At 31.7% G+C, this 21418-nt stretch carries 18 protein-coding genes; 7 read left to right on the top strand and 11 right to left on the bottom strand.

The window, feature by feature from the left end; all coding sequences use genetic code 11:
- Positions 1-124 precede the first annotated feature (124 nt).
- From pflB to N4A40_16285, 3 genes are all read left to right on the top strand, one after another.
- Positions 125-2356 carry a formate C-acetyltransferase gene (pflB, locus tag N4A40_16295; GenBank protein ID MCT4663414.1) on the top strand — a complete coding sequence of 744 codons (2232 nt, stop codon included), beginning with the start codon at positions 125-127 and terminating at the stop codon, positions 2354-2356.
- A 20-nt stretch (positions 2357-2376) separates the two neighbouring features.
- Positions 2377-3108, top strand: coding sequence for a pyruvate formate-lyase-activating protein (gene pflA / locus N4A40_16290; GenBank protein ID MCT4663413.1), 732 nt, complete (start codon positions 2377-2379; stop codon positions 3106-3108).
- A 155-nt stretch (positions 3109-3263) separates the two neighbouring features.
- On the top strand, positions 3264-4379 hold the full coding sequence (locus tag N4A40_16285; GenBank protein ID MCT4663412.1) for a DEAD/DEAH box helicase: 1116 nt from the start codon (positions 3264-3266) through the stop codon (positions 4377-4379).
- 58 nt (positions 4380-4437) lie between these two features.
- On the opposite strand, the gene N4A40_16280 is transcribed toward N4A40_16285, so the two are convergent.
- Complete coding sequence (locus tag N4A40_16280) at positions 4438-5472, bottom strand: M42 family metallopeptidase (GenBank protein ID MCT4663411.1); 1035 nt, start codon at positions 5470-5472, stop codon at positions 4438-4440.
- A 29-nt stretch (positions 5473-5501) separates the two neighbouring features.
- Positions 5502-6197 (bottom strand): Crp/Fnr family transcriptional regulator, encoded by a 696-nt coding sequence (locus N4A40_16275; GenBank protein MCT4663410.1) that lies wholly within the window; start codon positions 6195-6197, stop codon positions 5502-5504.
- Between the two features lie 195 nt (positions 6198-6392).
- Here N4A40_16275 and N4A40_16270 point away from each other — a divergent pair, with 195 nt between their 5' ends.
- Positions 6393-7202 (top strand): CPBP family intramembrane metalloprotease, encoded by an 810-nt coding sequence (locus N4A40_16270; protein MCT4663409.1) that lies wholly within the window; start codon positions 6393-6395, stop codon positions 7200-7202.
- Between the two features lie 28 nt (positions 7203-7230).
- On the opposite strand, the gene N4A40_16265 is transcribed toward N4A40_16270, so the two are convergent.
- From N4A40_16265 to N4A40_16235, 7 genes are all read right to left on the bottom strand, one after another.
- Positions 7231-7707 (bottom strand): VanZ family protein, encoded by a 477-nt coding sequence (locus tag N4A40_16265; GenBank protein ID MCT4663408.1) that lies wholly within the window; start codon positions 7705-7707, stop codon positions 7231-7233.
- 19 nt (positions 7708-7726) lie between these two features.
- Complete coding sequence (locus N4A40_16260; GenBank protein ID MCT4663407.1) at positions 7727-7993, bottom strand: DUF3343 domain-containing protein; 267 nt, start codon at positions 7991-7993, stop codon at positions 7727-7729.
- Between the two features lie 10 nt (positions 7994-8003).
- The gene (locus N4A40_16255; GenBank protein ID MCT4663406.1) at positions 8004-9251 is read right to left on the bottom strand and encodes a hypothetical protein; all 1248 of its coding nucleotides are present in this window, start codon (positions 9249-9251) and stop codon (positions 8004-8006) included.
- A 38-nt stretch (positions 9252-9289) separates the two neighbouring features.
- Positions 9290-10675 carry a HAMP domain-containing histidine kinase gene (locus tag N4A40_16250; protein MCT4663405.1) on the bottom strand — a complete coding sequence of 462 codons (1386 nt, stop codon included), beginning with the start codon at positions 10673-10675 and terminating at the stop codon, positions 9290-9292.
- A gap of 1 nt (position 10676) precedes the next feature.
- Positions 10677-11366 carry a response regulator transcription factor gene (locus N4A40_16245; protein MCT4663404.1) on the bottom strand — a complete coding sequence of 230 codons (690 nt, stop codon included), beginning with the start codon at positions 11364-11366 and terminating at the stop codon, positions 10677-10679.
- A 13-nt stretch (positions 11367-11379) separates the two neighbouring features.
- Positions 11380-12765 carry a hypothetical protein gene (locus tag N4A40_16240; GenBank protein ID MCT4663403.1) on the bottom strand — a complete coding sequence of 462 codons (1386 nt, stop codon included), beginning with the start codon at positions 12763-12765 and terminating at the stop codon, positions 11380-11382.
- Positions 12766-12950: 185 nt separating this feature from the next.
- Complete coding sequence (locus N4A40_16235; protein MCT4663402.1) at positions 12951-14225, bottom strand: dicarboxylate/amino acid:cation symporter; 1275 nt, start codon at positions 14223-14225, stop codon at positions 12951-12953.
- Positions 14226-14529: 304 nt separating this feature from the next.
- On the opposite strand from N4A40_16235, the gene pepT reads away from it, so the two are divergent.
- A complete protein-coding gene (pepT, locus tag N4A40_16230; GenBank protein MCT4663401.1) occupies positions 14530-15750 on the top strand; it encodes a peptidase T in 1221 nt (406 codons plus the stop codon).
- Positions 15751-16668: 918 nt separating this feature from the next.
- Here pepT and N4A40_16225 read toward each other — a convergent pair.
- Both N4A40_16225 and N4A40_16220 read right to left on the bottom strand, forming a co-directional pair.
- Positions 16669-17469 (bottom strand): aminotransferase class IV, encoded by an 801-nt coding sequence (locus N4A40_16225; protein ID MCT4663400.1) that lies wholly within the window; start codon positions 17467-17469, stop codon positions 16669-16671.
- Between the two features lie 8 nt (positions 17470-17477).
- Positions 17478-19076, bottom strand: coding sequence for a methyl-accepting chemotaxis protein (locus N4A40_16220; protein MCT4663399.1), 1599 nt, complete (start codon positions 19074-19076; stop codon positions 17478-17480).
- Between the two features lie 228 nt (positions 19077-19304).
- On the opposite strand from N4A40_16220, the gene N4A40_16215 reads away from it, so the two are divergent.
- On the top strand, positions 19305-20909 hold the full coding sequence (locus tag N4A40_16215) for a peptide chain release factor 3 (protein ID MCT4663398.1): 1605 nt from the start codon (positions 19305-19307) through the stop codon (positions 20907-20909).
- 173 nt (positions 20910-21082) lie between these two features.
- Positions 21083-21418: alanine:cation symporter family protein (locus N4A40_16210; GenBank protein MCT4663397.1), on the top strand; the 336-nt coding region annotated here is incomplete at its 3' end.

Below are 21418 nucleotides of genomic sequence, written 5' to 3'. Positions count from 1 at the left end.
ACTTAATTTGGTTTATTGTATACAATGTTGTCAAGATAAATCAATTGAGATTGTTTATCACTCTATTTCAACCACTGATACTCATATATACTATTGAGTTTCGCCAAAATAAAGGAGGCTATTTATGTATAAAGAATGGACTGGTTTTGCAAATGGTAAATGGCAAAATGAAATTAATGTAAGAGATTTTATTCAGAAAAATTATTCACCATATGAAGGTGATACTTCTTTCCTAGCTGACGCTACTGATGCTACTAAAGCTCTTTGGAAAGAAATTTCAAACTTAAAAGTAGAAGAATTAAAAAATGGTATATTAGATGCTGATACAAAAATCATATCTTCTATTATTTCACATGAACCAGGTTATATCTCTAAAAATGAAGAAAAAATTGTTGGTTTACAAACTGATAAACCATTAAAACGTGCTATAATGCCATTTGGCGGTATAAGAGTCGTGAAAAATGCACTTGATGCTTATGGTTATAAATTAAATCCTGAAACTGCTTCTATTTTCGATAATAAATATAGAAAAACTCATAATGATGGCGTATTTGATGCTTATACTGCTGATATGAGAGCAGCTAGATCTGCTGGAATAATCACAGGTCTTCCTGATGCTTACGGACGTGGTAGAATAATAGGTGACTATCGTAGAGTTGCACTATATGGTATTGATTATTTGGTAGAACAAAAGCAATCTGAAAAAGATCAACTTCAATTAAACTATTTCAATTCTCAAATAGTTCGTGCTAGAGAAGAAATTTCTGAGCAAATTTACGCATTAAGAGAATTAAAAGAAATGGCTGAAACTTATGGATTTGATATTAGCAAACCTGCTCAAAATGCCAAAGAAGCAATACAATGGACTTATTTCGCTTATTTAGGAGCAGTAAAAGAACAAAATGGTGCAGCTATGTCTCTTGGACGTACTTCTACATTTATAGATATTTACATCGAAAGAGATTTAAAAAATGGTGTTTTGACTGAAGTGGAAGCTCAAGAATTAGTAGACCATTTCATAATGAAACTTAGAATAGTTCGTTTTCTTAGAACACCAGAATACAATGCTCTATTCTCTGGAGACCCAACATGGGTTACCGAAGTTATTGGTGGTATGGGAATCGATGGTAGATCGCTTGTAACAAGAACAAGCTATCGTTATTTACACACTTTAAAGAATCTTGGTCCTGCTCCTGAGCCAAACTTAACTGTTTTATGGTCTAAAAATCTTCCAAGTAATTTTAAGAAATATTGTACTAGAGTGTCAATAGATACAAGTTCTATTCAATATGAAAATGACGACATGATGAGAGAGTGGTATGGCGATGATTACGGTATCGCTTGCTGTGTATCCGCTATGAAGATTGGTAAACAAATGCAATTCTTTGGAGCTCGTGCTAACTTAGCAAAAGCATTACTATATGCAATTAATGGCGGTAAAGATGAGAAATCTGGAAAGCAAATTGCTCCTGAATTTGCACCAGTAACATCTGAATATTTAGAGTTTGATGAGATAAATCGCAGATTTGACCAAATCATGGATTGGTTAGCTGCCCTTTACATCAACACGCTAAATATCATCCACTATATGCACGATAAATACGCTTATGAAAGAATACAAATGGCTCTTCACGACAAAGATGTTATGAGAACTTCTGCTTGCGGTATAGCTGGATTATCTGTAGTTGCAGATGCCCTTTCTGCTATAAAATACTCTAAAGTAAAAGTTATAAGAAACGATGAAGGTTTGGCTGTTGACTACGAAGTTGAAGGTGAGTACCCAGCATTTGGTAACAATGATGATAGAGTAGATTCTATAGCTTCTGATTTAGTTCATAGATTCATGGAAAAACTTAGAAAACATAAGACGTATAGAGATTCAATACCTACACTATCAATTTTGACGATTACATCAAATGTAGTTTATGGTAAAAAAACCGGTAGCACTCCTGATGGTCGTAAAGCTGGAGAACCTTTTGCACCAGGAGCTAATCCTATGCATGGTCGTGATCACAATGGCGCTATAGCTTCTATGGCTTCTGTTGCCAAATTACCTTACAAAGATTCGGAAGACGGTATTTCTTACACATTCTCAATAGTACCTAAAGCATTAGGTAAAGATGAAAATGATCGTGAAAACAATTTAGTTGGTCTTCTAGATGGTTATTTCAATGATGGTGGCCACCATATAAATGTAAATATTTTCGACCGAGAAACATTATTAGATGCTATGGATCATCCTGAAAAATATCCACAGCTTACAATACGTGTATCTGGTTATGCTGTTAACTTTGTAAAATTGACTAGAGAACAACAATTAGATGTCATAAATAGAACATTCCACGAAAGATTTTAATGTAAAGGTTAGGTGATTCTATGATCGGTAAAATTCATTCTATAGAAACGTGTGGAACTGTCGATGGTCCTGGTATTCGATTTATCATTTTCACTCAAGGTTGTCCATTGAGATGTAAGTATTGTCATAATCCAGATACTTGGAAATTATCTGATGGTAAAGATTCCGACAGCGAATCTTTAATAAGTGAAATTAAAAAATACCGATCTTACATGGAATTTTCTGGCGGTGGTGTTACTATTACAGGTGGTGAACCCCTTATGCAATCTGAATTTGTTTCTGAAATTTTTAAAAGATGCAAAGAAGAGGGAATTCATACTGCATTAGATACATCGGGACAGGCTTCTATCGATATAGCAAAAAAAGTTTTAGATTACACCGATTTGGTTCTTCTAGATTTAAAGTCTATAAATCCAAATATTTTTAAAGATCTTACAAAGGCTGATTTAGAGCCAAGTATAGAGTTTTTAAACTATCTTCGTGAACAAAATATTAAAACTTGGATTAGGCATGTAGTAGTTCCTGGTATCACTGATAATCTAATCGATTTAGAAAATCTGGCAAAATTTATAGCTCCATATGAAAATATTGAGCAAATAGAGCTTCTTCCATTCCACAAAATGGGAGAATTCAAATGGGAATCATTAGGTTATAACTACGAGTTAAACGATGTGGTAGAACCATCGAATGATCTCATGGAAAAATCTATTGAAATCTTTAAAAAATATAATCCGAATAAAATTGTAAAATAGCAAAAATAGTTGTCAGAAATATTTCTGACAACTATTTTTGTTTAAATGAATAATTCAAAGTATTTAATATTTTATTTGGGTGCATTTTTGTATTTCCTATGATATACTTGTCAAAGTTACTGATAAAAATTTAAGATATAAAGGAATTGATTATAATGTCATTTAATAATTTAGGATTAAATTCACATCTCATAGATGTATTAAAATCTCAAAGAATTACGGAGCCTACACCAATTCAAAGCTCTAGTATTTCACAAATTTTAAACGGATGCGACGTAATTGCAGAAGCTCCAACTGGTTCTGGAAAAACACTTGCATTTTTGCTACCAATCTTTCAAAATATTGATTCAAAAAACAACCATATACAAGCTTTAATAATTTCTCCCACTAGAGAATTGGCTCTTCAAATAGCCTCTGAAGCTGACAAGTTGAATTCTGATTCTAAACTAAATATACTTTGTTTATTTGGTGGACAGAATCTCGGTTCTCAATTAAAAAAATTAAATAGATCAATTCACTTAGTGATAGCTACCCCTGGTAGACTTTTAGATCACATTTATAGAGAAAATATTGATCTTTCAAATGTAAATACATTTGTTCTCGATGAAGCCGATCAAATGCTGTACATTGGATTTAAAAATGAAATTGAAAAGCTAATTTCCATACTTCCTAAGAAAAAACAATTTCTTTGTTTTTCTGCAACTTTGGATTCTAAAGTAAAAAAACTCGCTTATAGATATATGAACTCGCCAGTTGAAATTAGTGCTAAACTTGATAAAAATCCTATAGATTTAATCGAGCAACAAATCATACTCACTTCTGATCGTTGGAAACAAGAAGCTCTTTTTAAAGTATTAGATGAAGAAAATCCTTTTTTAGCTATAATTTTCTGTAGAACCAAAAGAAGAGTAGACGACTTAGATCGCGCTATGGCAGCCTTAAAATACAATTGCCTCAAATTACACGGTGATATGCCTCAAAATGCGAGACAACGAGTTATGAAAGCTTTTAGAGATGTTAAAATTCAATATTTAATTGCTACTGATGTAGCTGCACGTGGATTGGATATAACAGGAGTAACTCACATATTTAATTATGACTTCCCTGAAAGTAGCGAAAATTACATCCACAGAATAGGTCGTACTGGCCGTATGGGGAAAGATGGCGTAGCTATTAGTTTTGTAGTTCCGAGAAATGAAGCGTTATTGAAAGAGGTTGAGATGGCAATAAATAAGACTCTTTCCAAAAAAACACATGACCATAATGCTTAAATTTAGATAAAAAAATCGATTGGTGAGAATAATCATTCTCACCAATCGATTTTTTTATCTATAAATCTTTATCTAAAATATACGCTATCCCTAATCTTATAGTTGCTTCAAGTCCTTTTTTATGTGTTCTTTCAAAAGCATGAGATGCATCTACTCCAGGTCCTATAAGTCCGTGTTTAAATTCCCATCCTGCTCTCATAGCTGCACTCGCATCTGAACCATAGCTAGGATATATATCTATCTTATAATCTATATTTTCATTTTTTGCAAGCCCTACTAATTTACGTTTAAGCTCTAAATCGTATGGTCCGCTAGAATCTTTTGCACAAATTGTTACAGCCTGTTCTTTAGATGTTTGTCCCGTACCTGGTGCAGCCATATCTATAGCAACAAACTCCATCGTGTTTTCTGGTATCCCAGCAGCTGCTCCATGACCAACTTCTTCATAATTTGATATATAGAAATTTACAGTGTATGGAAGCTCTGCTTTTTTCTCCTTTATAGATTCAATCATTCCAAGAATAGTAGCTACACACGCTTTATCATCTAAATGTCTCGACTTCACAAATCCACTTTCAGTTACAACTGTTCTAGGATTCAAATAAATAAAGTCCCCAACTTCGATACCCAAAGCCTTAACTTGTTCTTCATTTTCAACTTCTTCATCTAACCTGATTTCCATGTTTTTTTCATCTCTATCAGTAGTTCTAGCCTCTGCCCCATACACATGCACTGATGTTTTATTTAACAAGATCGTTCCGTCTACCAACTTCCCATCTGCTGTAGACACTTGAACATATTCCCCTTCAACACTATTCCAAGCATATCCACCAATTTGTGTCATCTTTAGTCTTCCGTTACTCTTAATTTCTTTTACCATCCCACCTAAAGTGTCTACATGAGCAGATAATGTCTTTTGTTTAGTATCATCTTTTCCCCTCATAGTTCCTATTAAAGCGCCTTTTTTAGTTATTCTAGTCTCCAAACCTAATTTTTCAAACTCTAATCTAACAAAATCTATAGCATTTTTTGTATCCCCCGAAGGACTAGCTATATTTAGAAGTTTTTCTAGATTTTCTACTACATAAGTCATATTAATTGTCAACGTTCTTCCCCCTTGTATTAATTATCCATAGCTTCTACTAAATTTTCAAAAGCCTCTTCATCTAGTATCACTATTTTTTTATTTTTTATATCTACTAAACCTTTGCCTTTCAATTCATTTAAGTACCTACTAACAGTCTCTCTACTTATCCCTACCATATTTCCAAGTTCTCTTTGAGAAATATTTACCTCTAAATAGATTTTTCCATCTTTATAAACTCCATACTTTTCTTTCATATTTTTAAGTATGTAGTTCAATTTCTGTTTAGCATTTCCATAAATCAAAAGTTTTATCTGACTATTTTGTTCAGTAATTCTAGTACTCAAAGATTCTATAATTTTAAAAGCAGTTTCTGTTTTAGATAAAAATTCAATTGCGTTATGATATGTCATTTGATATGTTTTGACATCAGTAAGCGCTTGTGCCGATGCTGCCCTCTCAATATTTTTACCTATTATGTCCATCTCACCTAAAAAATCTCCCTTTGTAAATATTGTAATCAACTTATCTACTCCGTCTTCAGATGAATGGAATATCTTTATTTTCCCGTCTACAACAAAATGTAACGTTCTGTCGGTATCACCTTGCATAAATATATAATTCCCTTTTTTATACTTTCTAAGTATAAGCTGTTCGGCAATCGAAGAAAGTGACTGTTCATCATAATCATTAAATAAGTAATGCTTTTTCAAAAAATCTATTTTCTCTTTCATAGACCCGCTCCTTTACTCTATACTATTTCATTATACTCAATATTACATACCATATTCAATGTTTTAAATTTAAAACTTGAATCTAAATTGTATTTGTTTCGTGTAATTTATTCCAATACTATTGCTCTTTTATTTCATTGGGGGTATCCTATTAATAGTTATTGAATTAATTTAAATCATTTTAAGGAGTTATTTATGTTAATAAAAAAACTTAATAATAAAAAAATATCTATAAATTCATTTTCCATATTAAGTATTTTAGGTATTTTTATTTTAGCCAATTTACTTGAAATATCGATAGCAATAGTTCCATCTTCATTTGTTAAAATATATCTAAGCAAATCATCAATAATTTGGGTACTGTTTATAATAGGCCTTTTTACAAAATACATAGTCATAAGATGCCTTATTTCATGGTTTTGCTCTTTTCAAAAACCACCTATAATCAATCGCTACAAACCAGGCAGAACATTGATTGTTTGCCTTTTAATACTAATATCTTATAGATTGATTTACAATTTTGGAATAAGCCATATATTTGATTTTTCAAGAAATTCCTCAGTAGTTACTTCTACATTCAATGAACTCTTTAATTTCAAAATACTTGCACTTATAACAGTATTACTTGTAAGTCCAATTTATGAAGAAATCATATTCAGAGGATTAATTTTAAACGCTTTGAGAGAAAGACATTCTGAAACCTTATCCATTGTGATATCTGCTATTTTATTTTCTATCGTTCATCTCAACTTAGTTCAATGTGTAAACACTTTTTTGATAGGTTTGATCTTGGGACTGATATATGTAAAAACTGAATCTTTATATATCGTTATATTCGCTCATATATTTCACAATATGTTAGCTTTGAAATTACCTACCTTTATAAATGGCCCCAATTGGCTACAAATTACAGGTTCTGTCTTTATAATAATTATTAGCTTGCTTGTATTTTTAAAGTCTATTGCTTACATTTTTAATCACAAAACAGAAATAGAAAATGACTAAGCTCAAAAATTATAGCTTAGTCATTTTTTTATATTAATAATTTCTTCTTTAAACTCTCGTTTTTATGAACGATTTGAACTAAAATCTGATAAATAACTACTCCCATAAAAACTCCTATAGTATTGAGCATCAAATCATCAACATCAAAAGTACCAAGACGAGTTATGTATTGCCCACATTCAATTGCTAAACTAAGCAAGAAACCCAATAGAACATTCCACCAACATTTCAATTTTGGAAATATCATTGGAAGCAGTAGTCCCGCTGGAATAAATGCTAATATATTTCCATAAATATTGTAAAAGTAAACCTCAAAACTATAATTGTTATACGCTCTAGTAAAACGCTCTATTGATTTAAATAACTCCAAATTATAATCTGGTGTATCTGTAGCAACTCTATAATAATTCCCATACGCTTTTATAAATACTTTATAGATTAAAAAACTCAAATAACTAGCAAATGCAAATGAGACACCCGCATATGCCTTCTTATTTAATCTCATTCTATCAACTCCGTATAAATCATTTCGTAAATCCAATTAAATTACTCAAAAATGAAGTCTTTTTCCATTCATGAATACCTGATGTTTTTATCTCACAATGGCATTTTAATAATTTTTCCACCATCATTTTTTGGCTTTCCCCAATTTTTATAGACTTCGTACAATTTGAAGACAATCCCCTTGGAGTTGGGCTTATCTCAAATTCAACTTCATAACTTTCTAATACCTTTTTAAGTGCATATAATTGAGTTGTTGCTTTAAATAACACATAATATGATTTCTCCAATTAGCTTCTCCTATTCTTTTCCTTTAAACTCAATCTTATTGTAGTATCCTAATCTCTGAAACACTCTATCCGGAATAACTGAGTTATCCATTCCCAAAAACTCAACATAATTTCTATAATATTTTTTGGATTCTTCAAATTTTCTCTCTGATTGCTCAATTTTCTTTTGGTCTTTCAATACTTCTGCCTGTTTCCAAAGTACATCACCTATATTAATCTGTGCGACTAATCTATCTGGATCATATTCTAAAACCTTCCTCATCAATGTTTCCGCATTATCATAATGACCAAGTTCATAATCAAAGTAGGCTATATCATTCAATACTCCAGCAAATTCTGGTTTCTTTAAACTATACTGACTTCTGTATCCTGATACGTCAAATAATCTATCATATACATCCACAGATTCAACATTTGAATCTATTCCAATTTGTGCCATAAGATATTTATCAAGTCCCCAATCAAGAGCTTCTTTCGATAATTTAAGTTTTTCTTTTTCAGTCAAATCCTCTCTTCGATATGTCAAAAATGCGTAATCATGAGCAACTCTAACAGCCATAGTCGCAACTTTAAAATAGTAATCTTGATAATTATGTGTATACTCTGGAACAAAACTATCATCAAGAGATTTAGCTGACTCTACATCCCCTTGTCTAAGTAAACTTACCATGCTCTCGTAATATTCTCTTGTAGGATCTTTTTCACTACTTGAAATTAACTTAAATCCATTTTTTTTAAGCTCAACTACTACATCTAACTCAACCGCTTCCTCCGAATATTGACTCCATATCAAAAATCTATTATCGCTCAGTCTTTTGACCTCTAACTTATCAAAATTAGCTACAAAATTTCCAACAACAAATTGTGTCTTCAACTCATCTTCTGCTTCATCAATTTTGGCAATCAGACTCTCAACATAAGGCCTTTTATCTTGCTTACTAAGCGGTGCTAATAACAAATATTCATTTTTATTCAAATTATAAACTTTAAATTGCTTAATCAATTCTTCTGAATAAGACTGCTTTTTTTCCTCAAGAATTTTCTTTAATAATTTTTCCATCTTCTCATGCTCAGCTTCATTGTACTTTTCTTCTAAAATATGTTCTTCTTTTGAATTTTGCGAATATACTTCTTCTTCATAGTCAACAGTCTCATCTGAATTCAATTCTTTTTTTTCAACTACAATTTTCTTACTACAACTAGTAAGAAAAAACACAATAACTAGAAAAAATATAAAGCTATAACGCTTTCTTAGCATTTCACTCACTCCTAAAACCTTTTTCTCATAAACAGTGATTAACCGAACGGCAGATAAATTTTTACAACAGTTCCTTTTTCATACTCACTTTCTATTTCTAGCCTTCCTCCATGAAGCTCAACTATACCATTACAAATAGAAAGTCCCAATCCGCTTCCAGATACTCTACTTCTACCTTTATAAAACTTTTCTTTTACTTTAGGCAAATCTTCTTTTTTTATTCCAATTCCATAATCTTTGAAACTTATTAAAAGCATAGCTTGAATCTGTCGGACCTCTACTTCAATTTTACTACCCATACCAGAAAACTTAAGTGCATTGTCTAGTATGTTTATAAAAACTTGTTTCAGCCTATTCCTATCTCCCTGTATCTCTGGTAAATCATCATCTATGTCTACTATAATTTTTACTTCTTTTTCTCGAGCTCTATGCTTATACTGATTAGCTACTTCTCTCAGTATATTCTGCAACTTAAATTCTTCTTCATATAGTGTCAATTTATTACTTTCTAGTTTTGAAAAATCTAATAGTTCTTCTGTGAGACCAATTAATCTATTTGTTTCACTCGAAATTATCTGCAAACCAATTTGCAATTCTTCTGAAATCTCATCTTCTGTCGACAATAAAGTTTCATTCCATCCTTTTATTGCCGTAAGAGGTGTTCTAAGCTCATGAGAAATAGATGAAATAAACTCATTTTTTATTTTATTTGTTTTTTCTATTTCATCTGCCATATAATTTAAAGTATCTGACAATTTTCCCATTTCATTTTTTTCCTCAATACTTCCTCTTATTGAAAAATCGCCTTTTGCCATTTTTTCTGAAACTAAAATCAGTTCTTTAACTGGTCTTATTATGGAACGAGCTAGTATAAAACTAACTATCAATGCCAATATTAAAACTAGCAATCCTATAATCCATATTTTAAAAATCAAATTATCACTTACTCTGTCTACTTCTTCTATAGACGTAATATACCTTATAACAGCTGTTTGTCCATATCCATAACTAAGAGGTAATGAAATACTGAGTATCTTTTCCCCAGTCTCTGAATCTCTACCTATATATCTATCAACTTGTCCATTTATTGCTGAAATAAAATCACTTGTCTGTATAGTCTTATTACTATTGAATCGGCTTGATGACTCTATTATCCTCCCATCTTTGTTTAAAATCTGTAAAGTACAATACTCATCATCACCATAATTTTCAATTATATATCGTCCCTTGTATTGAAGCGAACTATCAGGCAAGTATTTATCATAAAACTCTGCTGATATATTTGCTCTATCAATTAATAGTCTGTGTATACTTCCGTAATAGTATTCTCTAATTCCTATCATAAATATTATCTCAAATATTAAAATAATGAGTACTATTGTAATCATAGAACTAAATATAATACGTGACTTTAAACTTTTCACCCTACTCTTCCTTTCGCCATCTATATCCACTACCCCAAATAGTTTCTATATATTTTGGACTTGAAGAATCTTCTTCTACTTTTTTTCGCAATCTACGTATGTTAACATCAACTATTTTCACATCACCTATATAGTTTTCTCCCCAAACTTCATCCAAGAGCTCATCTCTTGTAAGTGCCCTATCTGGATTTTTCATAAACATTTTCATAAGCGAAAATTCAGTTGGTGTAAGCTCAATCTCAATTTTAGATTTATAAAATTTTCTAGCATTTAAATCTATTTCAAATACTCCCGATACCAAATGATCATTTTCTTCACTTTTTTTCTCAACTCTTCTTAGCAAAGCATTTACCCTTGCAACTAGTTCCATAGGACTAAATGGCTTAGTCAAGTAGTCATCTGCACCTAAATCTAATGCCATGACCTTGTCCAATTCTTGACTTCTAGCAGTCAACATAATAATCCCCATATTGTCATTGCTATTTCTAAGCTCTTTACAAACTTCTAGTCCATCAATTCCAGGAAGCATTACATCTAATATCGCCAAATCTATATCCTTGTGCTTTTTGTATAACTCTAGTGCTTTTTCCCCAGTGTCTGCTTCTACAACCTCAAAACCATTTCTTGCAAGATTGATCTTTACAAAAGCACGAATCGATGCCTCATCCTCTAATATTAATATTTTATTCATACTAATCCCCCTCTTACTCCTTTAAAAAGTCAAATCCCTCTAAAAGTTCTTCTTTTGAAAGTTTCATGGATTTAAATGACGATTCATATTTGTCTATAGACAATTCATATTCATCATCTATAATAATATACCTCATTGTAGCATTCTGAGCTACAACATCGTATTTTTTACCATCTTTCTTCAATTTCGCTTCAAGCTCACCCCACTGCTTGTTCTCTACTACAATCAGCGTATATAGTGAAAGTAAGCTCTGACCATCTTCAGTTACATAAACTAATTGTTTAGAATCCTCTACATTTCTATTATCATTTGACACTATAGTGATTTGATCATTCCATTTTTTAGGAAATAAAAATCTATATCTATAATCATAATTTATATAACTTTGTCTATCAAATACAAGGGAGTCTTTTCCATCCCAAGTTCTCCATCGTTCAATATATGGAATATTCCGATTCATTATAGTTTCATAACCTATAGGTTTGATGAATTCTCCAACTTCAATTATCCCATCTCCATCTATATCCTGACTTTTAATAAAATAATTACCATCTGATAATTTATTTATTATATCAATACGTTTATTTGTTTCAACAATATTTACTAATTTATTTTTTTCAACCTTTAGCATTATGCTGTCTGCCGTGTGTACTCCAACTCTAAAATCTACAACAATTCCAATATCATCTTTGTACAAATTCCCCACCGCAATATTATCATAATTACTTACAAAATCCTGTATCTCATATTCGTTTAAAAAATATATAGTACCTTTATTTGCTTTATACAATTCCGCTTTTGCTAACACATTCCTATCTAATTGAAAAAGTACTATTTCTATTTTGTCATCATAATCGAAGTCAGCCAAAGCCAATTCATTATAAGATTTTTCAAAAATTCTTGATACGCCTTCTCTCTCTTGAACAGAGTAAATCACCAGATAATTATCAAAATTCTGCTCACCTACATATCCTACAATAATTTCTTTTACTCCATTATTTGTAACATCTTTAAAATAAACCTCTTCAACATCATTAGCTATCTCATTTTTTATATCATAAATTTCCCAGCCACTTTCTGTATGCATTAAAATCATAACTCCAGCAAAATACTCTTGATTCTGTGATTTGTAAAACACTATTGCTTCATCTCCGCCATCATTATCCAAATCTATATAGTTTATGGCAGCTACACTCTTATCACCCATTCCAGAAGTCAATTGAGTTTTTTCCGGAAGCATTTGATCAACAACCTCCCTAAGCTCTTCTTGATCAACTGCAAGTTTAGGCGGATGAATAAGTTCTGTAGGGCTTTTCACTACTAATTTTTCACATCCAGTTAAAATCAGCACGCTCAGAATACCAAGTATCAATATTTTTTTTAATCGCTTCTTAGACATTAAATCACAACCTATTATATAGTCTTTAATCAGTTTATAAATTATCTCTAAATTATGGGTTACAAAATTATTACATTCATCCCACCTATTGATTATACCATAGCCTTTATTTCAAAACAAAACACATAATTCAAGCTCAAAAGTCGCCTTGAATTATGTGTTTTAAACAAATCAAATTTAATTATTTACTCTGCTACAAACTCAACATTTTTCTCGTAGAATGTATCTTCCTCAAATAGATTTTCAGACTTCGCAATGAGTAATGTACATACTGCATCACCAGTTATATTTACTGCAGTTCTAGTCATATCCAACAATCTATCTATTCCCATAATCAATCCTATACCCTCTATTGGTAAGTTAACTGACTGTAAAACCATAGATAATGTAATCAGACCAACACCTGGTACTCCAGCTGTACCAACAGAAGCCAGAGTAGCTGTCAATATTACTGTAATTATTTGTGGTAATGTAAGCGTAACTCCGTACACCTGAGCTATAAATATTACAGCAACACCTTGCATTATAGCCGTACCATCCATATTTATAGTCGCTCCAAGTGGCAATGTAAATGATGCTATTTCCGGAGACACTCCGCATCTCTTTTCTACCATTTCTGTCGTAACTGGTAGAGTTCCTGAACTAGTAGCAGTTGAAAACGCAACACTCATTGCTGGCGAAAAGTTTTTCAAAAATTGAATTGGACTCAATCTTCCCAAGAATTTAAGTGCACCTAAGTACGTCAATATTCCATGTAAAAACAATGCTATCAAAACAGTCCCCATGTATTTTCCAAGATTCCACATTGCATCAAATCCCAATTGTGAAAATGTTTTTACTAACAATCCAAAAACTCCTATAGGAGCAAGGTACATAACCATTCCTACCATTTTAAGCATCATCTCATTTAATGACTCAAACACATCTTTTGCAGCTTTTGCCTTTTCTCCCAATAATGATATTGAAATTCCAGTCAAAATAGCAAATACTATTATTTGTAGCATCTCTCCATCAGCCAATGCTTTTATTGGATTTTTCGGTATCATGTTTAACAACACTTGTGTAATTGGAACACTCTCTTTTATCGTTGGTTGTTCTCTAACTATGTTAGATAGGTCAAGACCAATTCCAGGGTTTAAAACAGATGCCAAACCAATTGCAAGTGTTATAGCAATTGCCGTCGTTGTCAAATAAAAACCTAATGTTTTTCCCCCTACTCTACCTAATTTTCTCATATCTCCAATACTTGAACTTCCACAAACTATAGAGAAAAATACAAGTGGTGCAACAAGCATTTTAATAGATCTTATGAATAAATCTCCTATAAATGCCATACCGTATCCAACAAATATTTCGTCTAACCACTTAGATTCTGGCATCTTATTAATTATAATACCCACTATAATTCCTGCAATTAGTGCTATAAAGATATTTCTCGTTAATTTTTTTGTTCCTTTGATAATAATCACTCCCTCGCCATGTATCTTTATACAGTTAATATATATATTATACACAAATCAAGCCGCTTTTGCAAGACAAAGTATTTTTTCTTGCAATCAAATATTCATTTAGCTTTTTTTAAAAGCAGTAATTGAATAATGAAAATCAAATTATTCTTTTTTCTCTATATTGATTTAATCCAGTGTGTATCTTTCTTATTCATTGCCAAATCTTAAGCATTTATTTCCACTTAATTCATTGTCTTATAGCAACAATATAGTATAATTAAGATAGTCATATTAAAAATTTAAAGAGGTGATTTTCATGTCAAAAGCATTAGAATATTTATTGAAATACGTTGCAGTAGATACACAATCTGATCCTGAATCGACAACTAATCCAACTACAGAAAAGCAATTTAACCTGGCAAATATTTTAGTTGATGATTTGAAAGAACTCGGTTTAAACGATGCTAGAGTTGATGAAAAGGGTTACGTATATGCTTCACTCAAAGGTAATACTCCTGGCCCTAAACTCGGTTTTATAGCTCATATGGACACTGCTCCAGATGCTAGTGGTGCCAATGTAAAACCAAGAATAATAAAGAACTATGATGGTTCCGATATTTTGTTACATGATGACTTGAAAAAAATCATGAAAACTTGTGATTTTCCAGTTCTAAAAGAATATGTAGGTCAAGATTTAGTTGTTACAGATGGAACAACTTTATTAGGTGCTGATGATAAAGCCGGTATATCTGAAATACTAGCAATGTTAAGCCATATAAAAGAAAATCCAAGTATTTCCCATCCTGATTTAAAAATAGCTTTTACTCCTGATGAAGAAGTCGGTCAAGGAGCTGATTATTTTGATGTAAATACATTTGGTGCTGATTTTGCCTACACTGTAGATGGTGGAAAGATCGGTGAATTAGAATATGAAAACTTCAATGCTGCTGGAGCTAAAATTAAAATCAATGGTAGAAATGTTCATCCTGGTGGAGCAAAAAATAAAATGATAAATTCTATGCAAATCGCCATGGAATTAAATCAAATGCTACCTCCTCAACAAAGACCTGAGTTTACAGAAAACTACGAAGGATTTTTCTTACTTACTCAAATCGAAGGCTGTGTAGAAGAATCAAAAATGCAGTATATAATAAGAGATCATAATCGTGAATTATTTGAAACTAAAAAAGAATTACTAAAATCAATAGTTACTTTATTAAATCAAAAATATGGTGAAAACACTATCGAATTAGAATTAAAAGATCAGTATTATAATATGAGAGAAAAAGTAGAACCACATATGCATATCATTGATCTTGCAAAAAAATCAATGATTGATAGTGGTGTTACACCATTAATCCAACCTATAAGAGGTGGTACTGATGGTGCTAGATTGTCTTTCATGGGACTTCCTTGCCCTAATCTTTTTACTGGTGGACATAATTTCCATGGAATATACGAATTCATTCCAGTTCAATCTATGGATGCATCAGTTTCTGTTTTAATTAAAATACTTGAAAATAGTGTTTTAAAATAATAATCAAAAAAAGCAACCACAAATAGTTTTTTGAGCTATCTGTGGTTGCTTTTCTATTTAAAATTAAATTATTGATTGGTTCTGTCAAGTAAGGTTTTTAGATTTGCCTTTTCTGTTCTTTTCTTTTCTAATTATTTTCATCTACTTTCCCTCCTTTCGGTCTTTACTTACGTCTAATTCTTTTCAATTCTATTGACTCTAGTATATTTAAAGCTCTTCTTTTCTCTGACTTCATTTCAAATGCTCTATTTTCAATAATCATTTTCATAACAAATCCCTCCTTTTTAATATTATCTAAATTCAACAATTTCTACAAATGTGTTCTTTTTGTTCTCTTGTACTCAATTTGTCTGTAGCTAGATAAATCTCTTTTTCTATCTTTTTTCAAATCAAAAACTCTGTTTTCTAAAATCATCATCATATTATCACCTCCTATACTCTAGTTTACGATACTGCTCATAACTACTTCCTTTCATTTTTCTCTGTCTTCTTGTTTGAATTAGTAACATTGCATCGTCTAACATTCTCATATAAATCTCTCCTTTTTTACTATAATAGGCATAAAAAGAGCAGGGCCATCGGCTCTTCTTGTTTGTAAAAAATTTCTTAACATCAATTTCTACAAATTTTTCACAAACAAAAAGAGCAGGGGTTGCCTGCTCTAAAATCTCTATATGTCAAGCTATCAAAAGCCCTTCACATTAAAATTTAAATTTCTCATTACAAAGCAGACTACAATTCTTATTCAATTTTCCAAGCAATGATTGTTCTCGCACTTCTGTGCCAATATTAACGTTATACATCATGTAGCCTCCTTTCATTTGTTTTATCTTTACACTTATAGTAACACCTAAAATCTAATAGTTCAATAGGTTATTTAAAGCGTAATTCATCTGTAACATTTCCGTAATAATTGTTTTATTCATGTAATATTTGTTCATATGCCTTTTTTAATTTTTCCATCAATCGCTTTGTTTGAACGCTATATTCAAACATTTTATCACCAATCCTACTTATCGGCAATATATTTAGAGATGTTCCTGTCAAAAAGGCAGCATCGATATCTTTTATATCTTTAACCCCAACATCAATTTCCTCAATAACTATATTCGCATTCTTAATCGCCTCTATAACCTTTTGACGTGTAATCCCATTTAAAACTTTTTTAGTAGAAGCAGTGTATACTACATCTCCTTTTATAAAAAATACATTAGATTTGCTACCTTCAGTTATTGTTCCATCATCATCCACCAATAAAACCTCGAAGAGCTCTTTTTCTTTAACTACTTTGTTTACTATATTTTTATAATTTTGATTCCAAAGCTTTATCTCTGGATTGTCCCTTTTAATATTTAAGCAGTCTACAGCTACTCCCATTTCATACAATTCCTTTTCAGGATACTTGCTTTCTATAGCGTAAATGCTTATTCTCTTTGCATTTTCAATTTCTACCACTATCTTTATATTTTGATTTAATATTGACAAGCTCTGCTTTAATCGATTTACCAATTCTAGTAAGTACTCTTTATCAAAAGGACACTCATAACCAGCTCCTATAATAGATTTTTCCAATCTTTCTATATGCTCATTCAAAAATAAAAACTTTCCATCATAAATTCTTATTACCTCATAAAAACTCCCGTCTAGCATAATCTCGGCATTTTCTGCTAGAATTATATTTCCATCTTGAATTATATACTTGCCTCTGATTTCTCTCATGCCTATCACTACTCCTCTAGACCAATATTACCCACTAAAACTCCACATATTCGTCCGTTATTTTCAATTGGCATTGATATAGATAAGTTATATTGATTACTAACTATCGATATATACGGCGCTGAAACAAAGGTTTCTCCAGACATTGCTGGTGCAAAAAATGGTCTTGATTTAATATTTCTGATTTCTTTTGGCACATCTTTTGAAGCCATAATTATCATTCCATCTTCATTTGCAATAGCATATAAGCCTGCCGCACCCACCTTGTTCGATTCTTTCCTTAAATAATTTTCCATCGACGAAACATCATTACTTTCAATATCAATATTAATTACCATATTTGCCATATGTTTTTTGGCTAATTCTACTTTTTTCTTATTATTTTCGCTTAAAACAAAACCATTTACAAATTCACTTATTACTTTTTTTGTAGTTTCAACTTCTTCACTCAACTCATGTACTAAACTATCTATAGCTTCTACTGATGCTAATTGTTCTTGCGTAGTTGCGCTTATTTCTTCAGAAACAGCAGCGTTTTTCTGAGTATTTTCATTAACTAAATCGGAAGCCTCTTTTATTTGATTTACATAATTTTTTTGTTCATTTGCCTGACTCTTTATATTTGATACAGCCTCTATATTCATGTTCATAGCTTCTTCTATTACATCAAATTTGCTCAATGCTTCTTGAGAACCATTCACATTTTTACTTATAGTTTCAGTTTGGTGTTCTATTCTACCTGTCAAACCATCAACATTTCCAGTAATATTGCTAAGTATAGTTCTAATTTGATTTGCTGATTGAGAAGATTCATCTGCTAATTTAGAAACCTCTCCCGCCACTACAGCAAAACCTTTCCCTGCTTCACCTGCCCTTGCAGCTTCTATCGAGGCATTCAACGCTAATAATTGAGTTTGATCAGCTATTCCATTTACTGTCTTTATTATTAAATCCACTTCACCAATATAGTCTCTAAGTTTTGTTATTTCTTCCATTACCAAATTATTTTCTTCTTGTAGTTTCTTTATTTGATTTATTATCTCTTTAAAGCTTTCAAAGCTTTCCTTTATAACTCTTCCTGAATCCTGTGCTACCAAATAACTTGTCTCTGCATTTTCTTGTATATTTCCAGCTATCTTTGTCAACGATGTAATTTTTTCATCAACTTCCGATACTGCTTCTGCATTGCTCATTCCCGCTTCTGTGAGTTCCTGCACAGTAGCTGCTATATCTGACTGTGACTCTCTCAAGTGAGTAGATATTCTCGTCAGTTGATATACTTCTCCAGCCATTCTCTGACTTGTATTCTCATATTCTGATAATACATGTTTTGTTTTATTCATCAAGTGTGAAAATTTTTCAATTAATTGATCAATCATTGGAATATTGGTCTTCTTCAATTTTATGTTCATTTGACCAGTTAAAACCTTATCGATCATTCCATGCAAATGCTTTGTTCCTGATCCCAATTTTATAATTAGTATATTCTTAAGTAAAAGAAGTATACCTATAGCAATACATGCTATCCACCAATGATTTTTTAAAGACAATAGTATTGCCAATAAAATAGCATCTACTATCGCTGACCACAATTGTAATTTTTTCATAATTACCACCCCTCATGTGTAATACGATTAAAATTTGAATAATTTGACATTAATGCCATTATATCATATTTCAAAATAAAAATAACGCGTTTAATCGCATTTTTCATTTCAATTATCCCCCGTTTACTTGACATGTTTCTTCTTTCACGCTATAATTTTAGAATTGTAGTTATATTTCTTCATAAAATGTATATTATAAAAATAGAATTTAAAAAAGGAAGATGTGTTGTGTCAATAAATAATCCAAAATTAACTCAAGAAGTACAACGCCGTAGAACATTTGCTATAATTTCTCACCCTGATGCTGGTAAGACTACTCTAACCGAGAAATTATTATTGTTCGGAGGTGCTATCCGTTCTGCCGGTTCAGTTAAATCGAGAAAATCTCAAAAACATGCTGTTTCCGATTGGATGGAAATAGAAAAACAAAGGGGTATATCAGTTACATCAAGTGTTCTTCAATTTGAATACAACAATTTTTGTGTAAATATTTTAGATACTCCTGGTCACCAAGACTTTAGTGAAGATACTTATAGAACTTTAATGGCTGCGGATTGCGCTGTTATGGTTGTAGACTGTGCTAAAGGTGTCGAAGATCAAACGAAGAAACTTTTTAAAGTTTGTAAACGTAGAGGTATTCCAATTTTTACTTTTGTAAATAAGTTAGACCGTATGGGAAAAGATCCATTTGAATTACTTGAAGAAATAGAAAATGTCCTTGAAATAAAATCTTATCCTATAAACTGGCCAATTGGAAATGGAAAAGACTTTAAAGGTGTTTTTAGTAGAAAATTAGAACAAATAGAACTTTTTGAAGATGGACAACATGGTAGCAGTAAAACTAACACGCTAAGAGGTTCTGTAGATGATCCTTCTTTTGAACCATTACTTGGAAGTCATCTTCACGAAAAATTATTAGAGGATATAGAACTTCTAGACATCGCTGGTGATGACTATGATTTAGATGCAATTCTAAAAGGCGAACTCACTCCTGTTTATTTTGGTAGTGCACTTACTAATTTTGGAGTTCAACCATTTTTAGAATCATTTTTAGAACTTACTACTCCACCACTACCAAGACCTAGTAACAAAGGACTTATCGATCCTACTGATGATAATTTCACTGGCTTCATATTTAAAATACAGGCAAATATGAACAAAGCTCACAGAGATAGAATTGCCTTTTTGAAAATTTGTTCGGGTACTTTTGAAAAAGGCATGGGCGTAAATCATGTTCAAACTGGTAGAAAAATAAAATTAGCACAGCCTCAACAATTCTTAGCCCAGGACAGAGTTATTGTAGATACCGCTTATCCAGGCGACATTATCGGTTTACATGACCCTGGTATATTCAGAATTGGCGACACCCTCTGTGCAAATCAATCTAAAGTTGAATATGAAGGTATTCCTGTATTTTCTCCAGAACATTTTGCGAAAGTATCAGCAAAAGATTCTATGAAGAGAAAACAATTCATGAAGGGTATTGACCAATTAGCAGAGGAAGGTTCTATACAAGTATTTAGAAGACCTAATACCGGAAACGAAACCCTAATAATTGGTGTTGTAGGTGTCCTTCAATTTGAAGTCTTAGAATATAGATTAAAAAATGAATACGGCGTAGATTTGATTATAGATCGATTGCAATATAGATTAGTTCGTTGGATAAAGCAAGACAATTTTGATTATAGACGTTTTTCACTTGCCATGGATACTATGCTTGTAACAGATTCTGACGATCATCCAGCTGTTTTATTACAAAGTGAGTGGACTATACGACATATATTAGATAGAAACGAAGGCGTTGAGCTCGAAGAAATTTCGCTCAGAAAATAATGTTTATACAAAACAACCTATTTTTATGGGTTGTTTTTTTGTCTAAAATCTAATCAACTCCCTAAGTGATTTGTTAATTTTTTGACATATATTCTTTTTCTGCAGGATTTCCTTCACTAATCGCGAATTGATATAATTGTGTCACAAATTATTTATCAGAAAGGGGAGTTTTCATGTCAACATTATTTCACTATATCACTAGCCTATCAGATTTCATTTGGGGTTATCCACTGCTAATACTTTTAATTGGTGGAGGAATACTTATGAGTTTTACATTAGGCTTTTTCCAAATACGTTATTTGCCATTTATATTAAAAGAAACTTTCGGTAAAATTTTTTCTAAACCCGAAGGTGAAGGGACTATTACTCCTTTTCAAGCCGCGTGTAGTGCTCTTGCATCAACAGTTGGAGCTGCAAATATCGTAGGTGTTCCTGTTGCCATAGCAACAGGCGGCCCTGGAGCAGTTTTTTGGATGTGGTCTGTTGCTCTAATTGGTCAAGCTACTAAG

The organism is Tissierellales bacterium (assembly GCA_025210965.1).
Taxonomy (GTDB): Bacteria; Bacillota; Clostridia; order Tissierellales; family JAOAQY01; genus JAOAQY01.
Note: the sequence above shows the minus strand (reverse complement) of the source record. Positions and strands in the feature narration are given on the sequence as shown.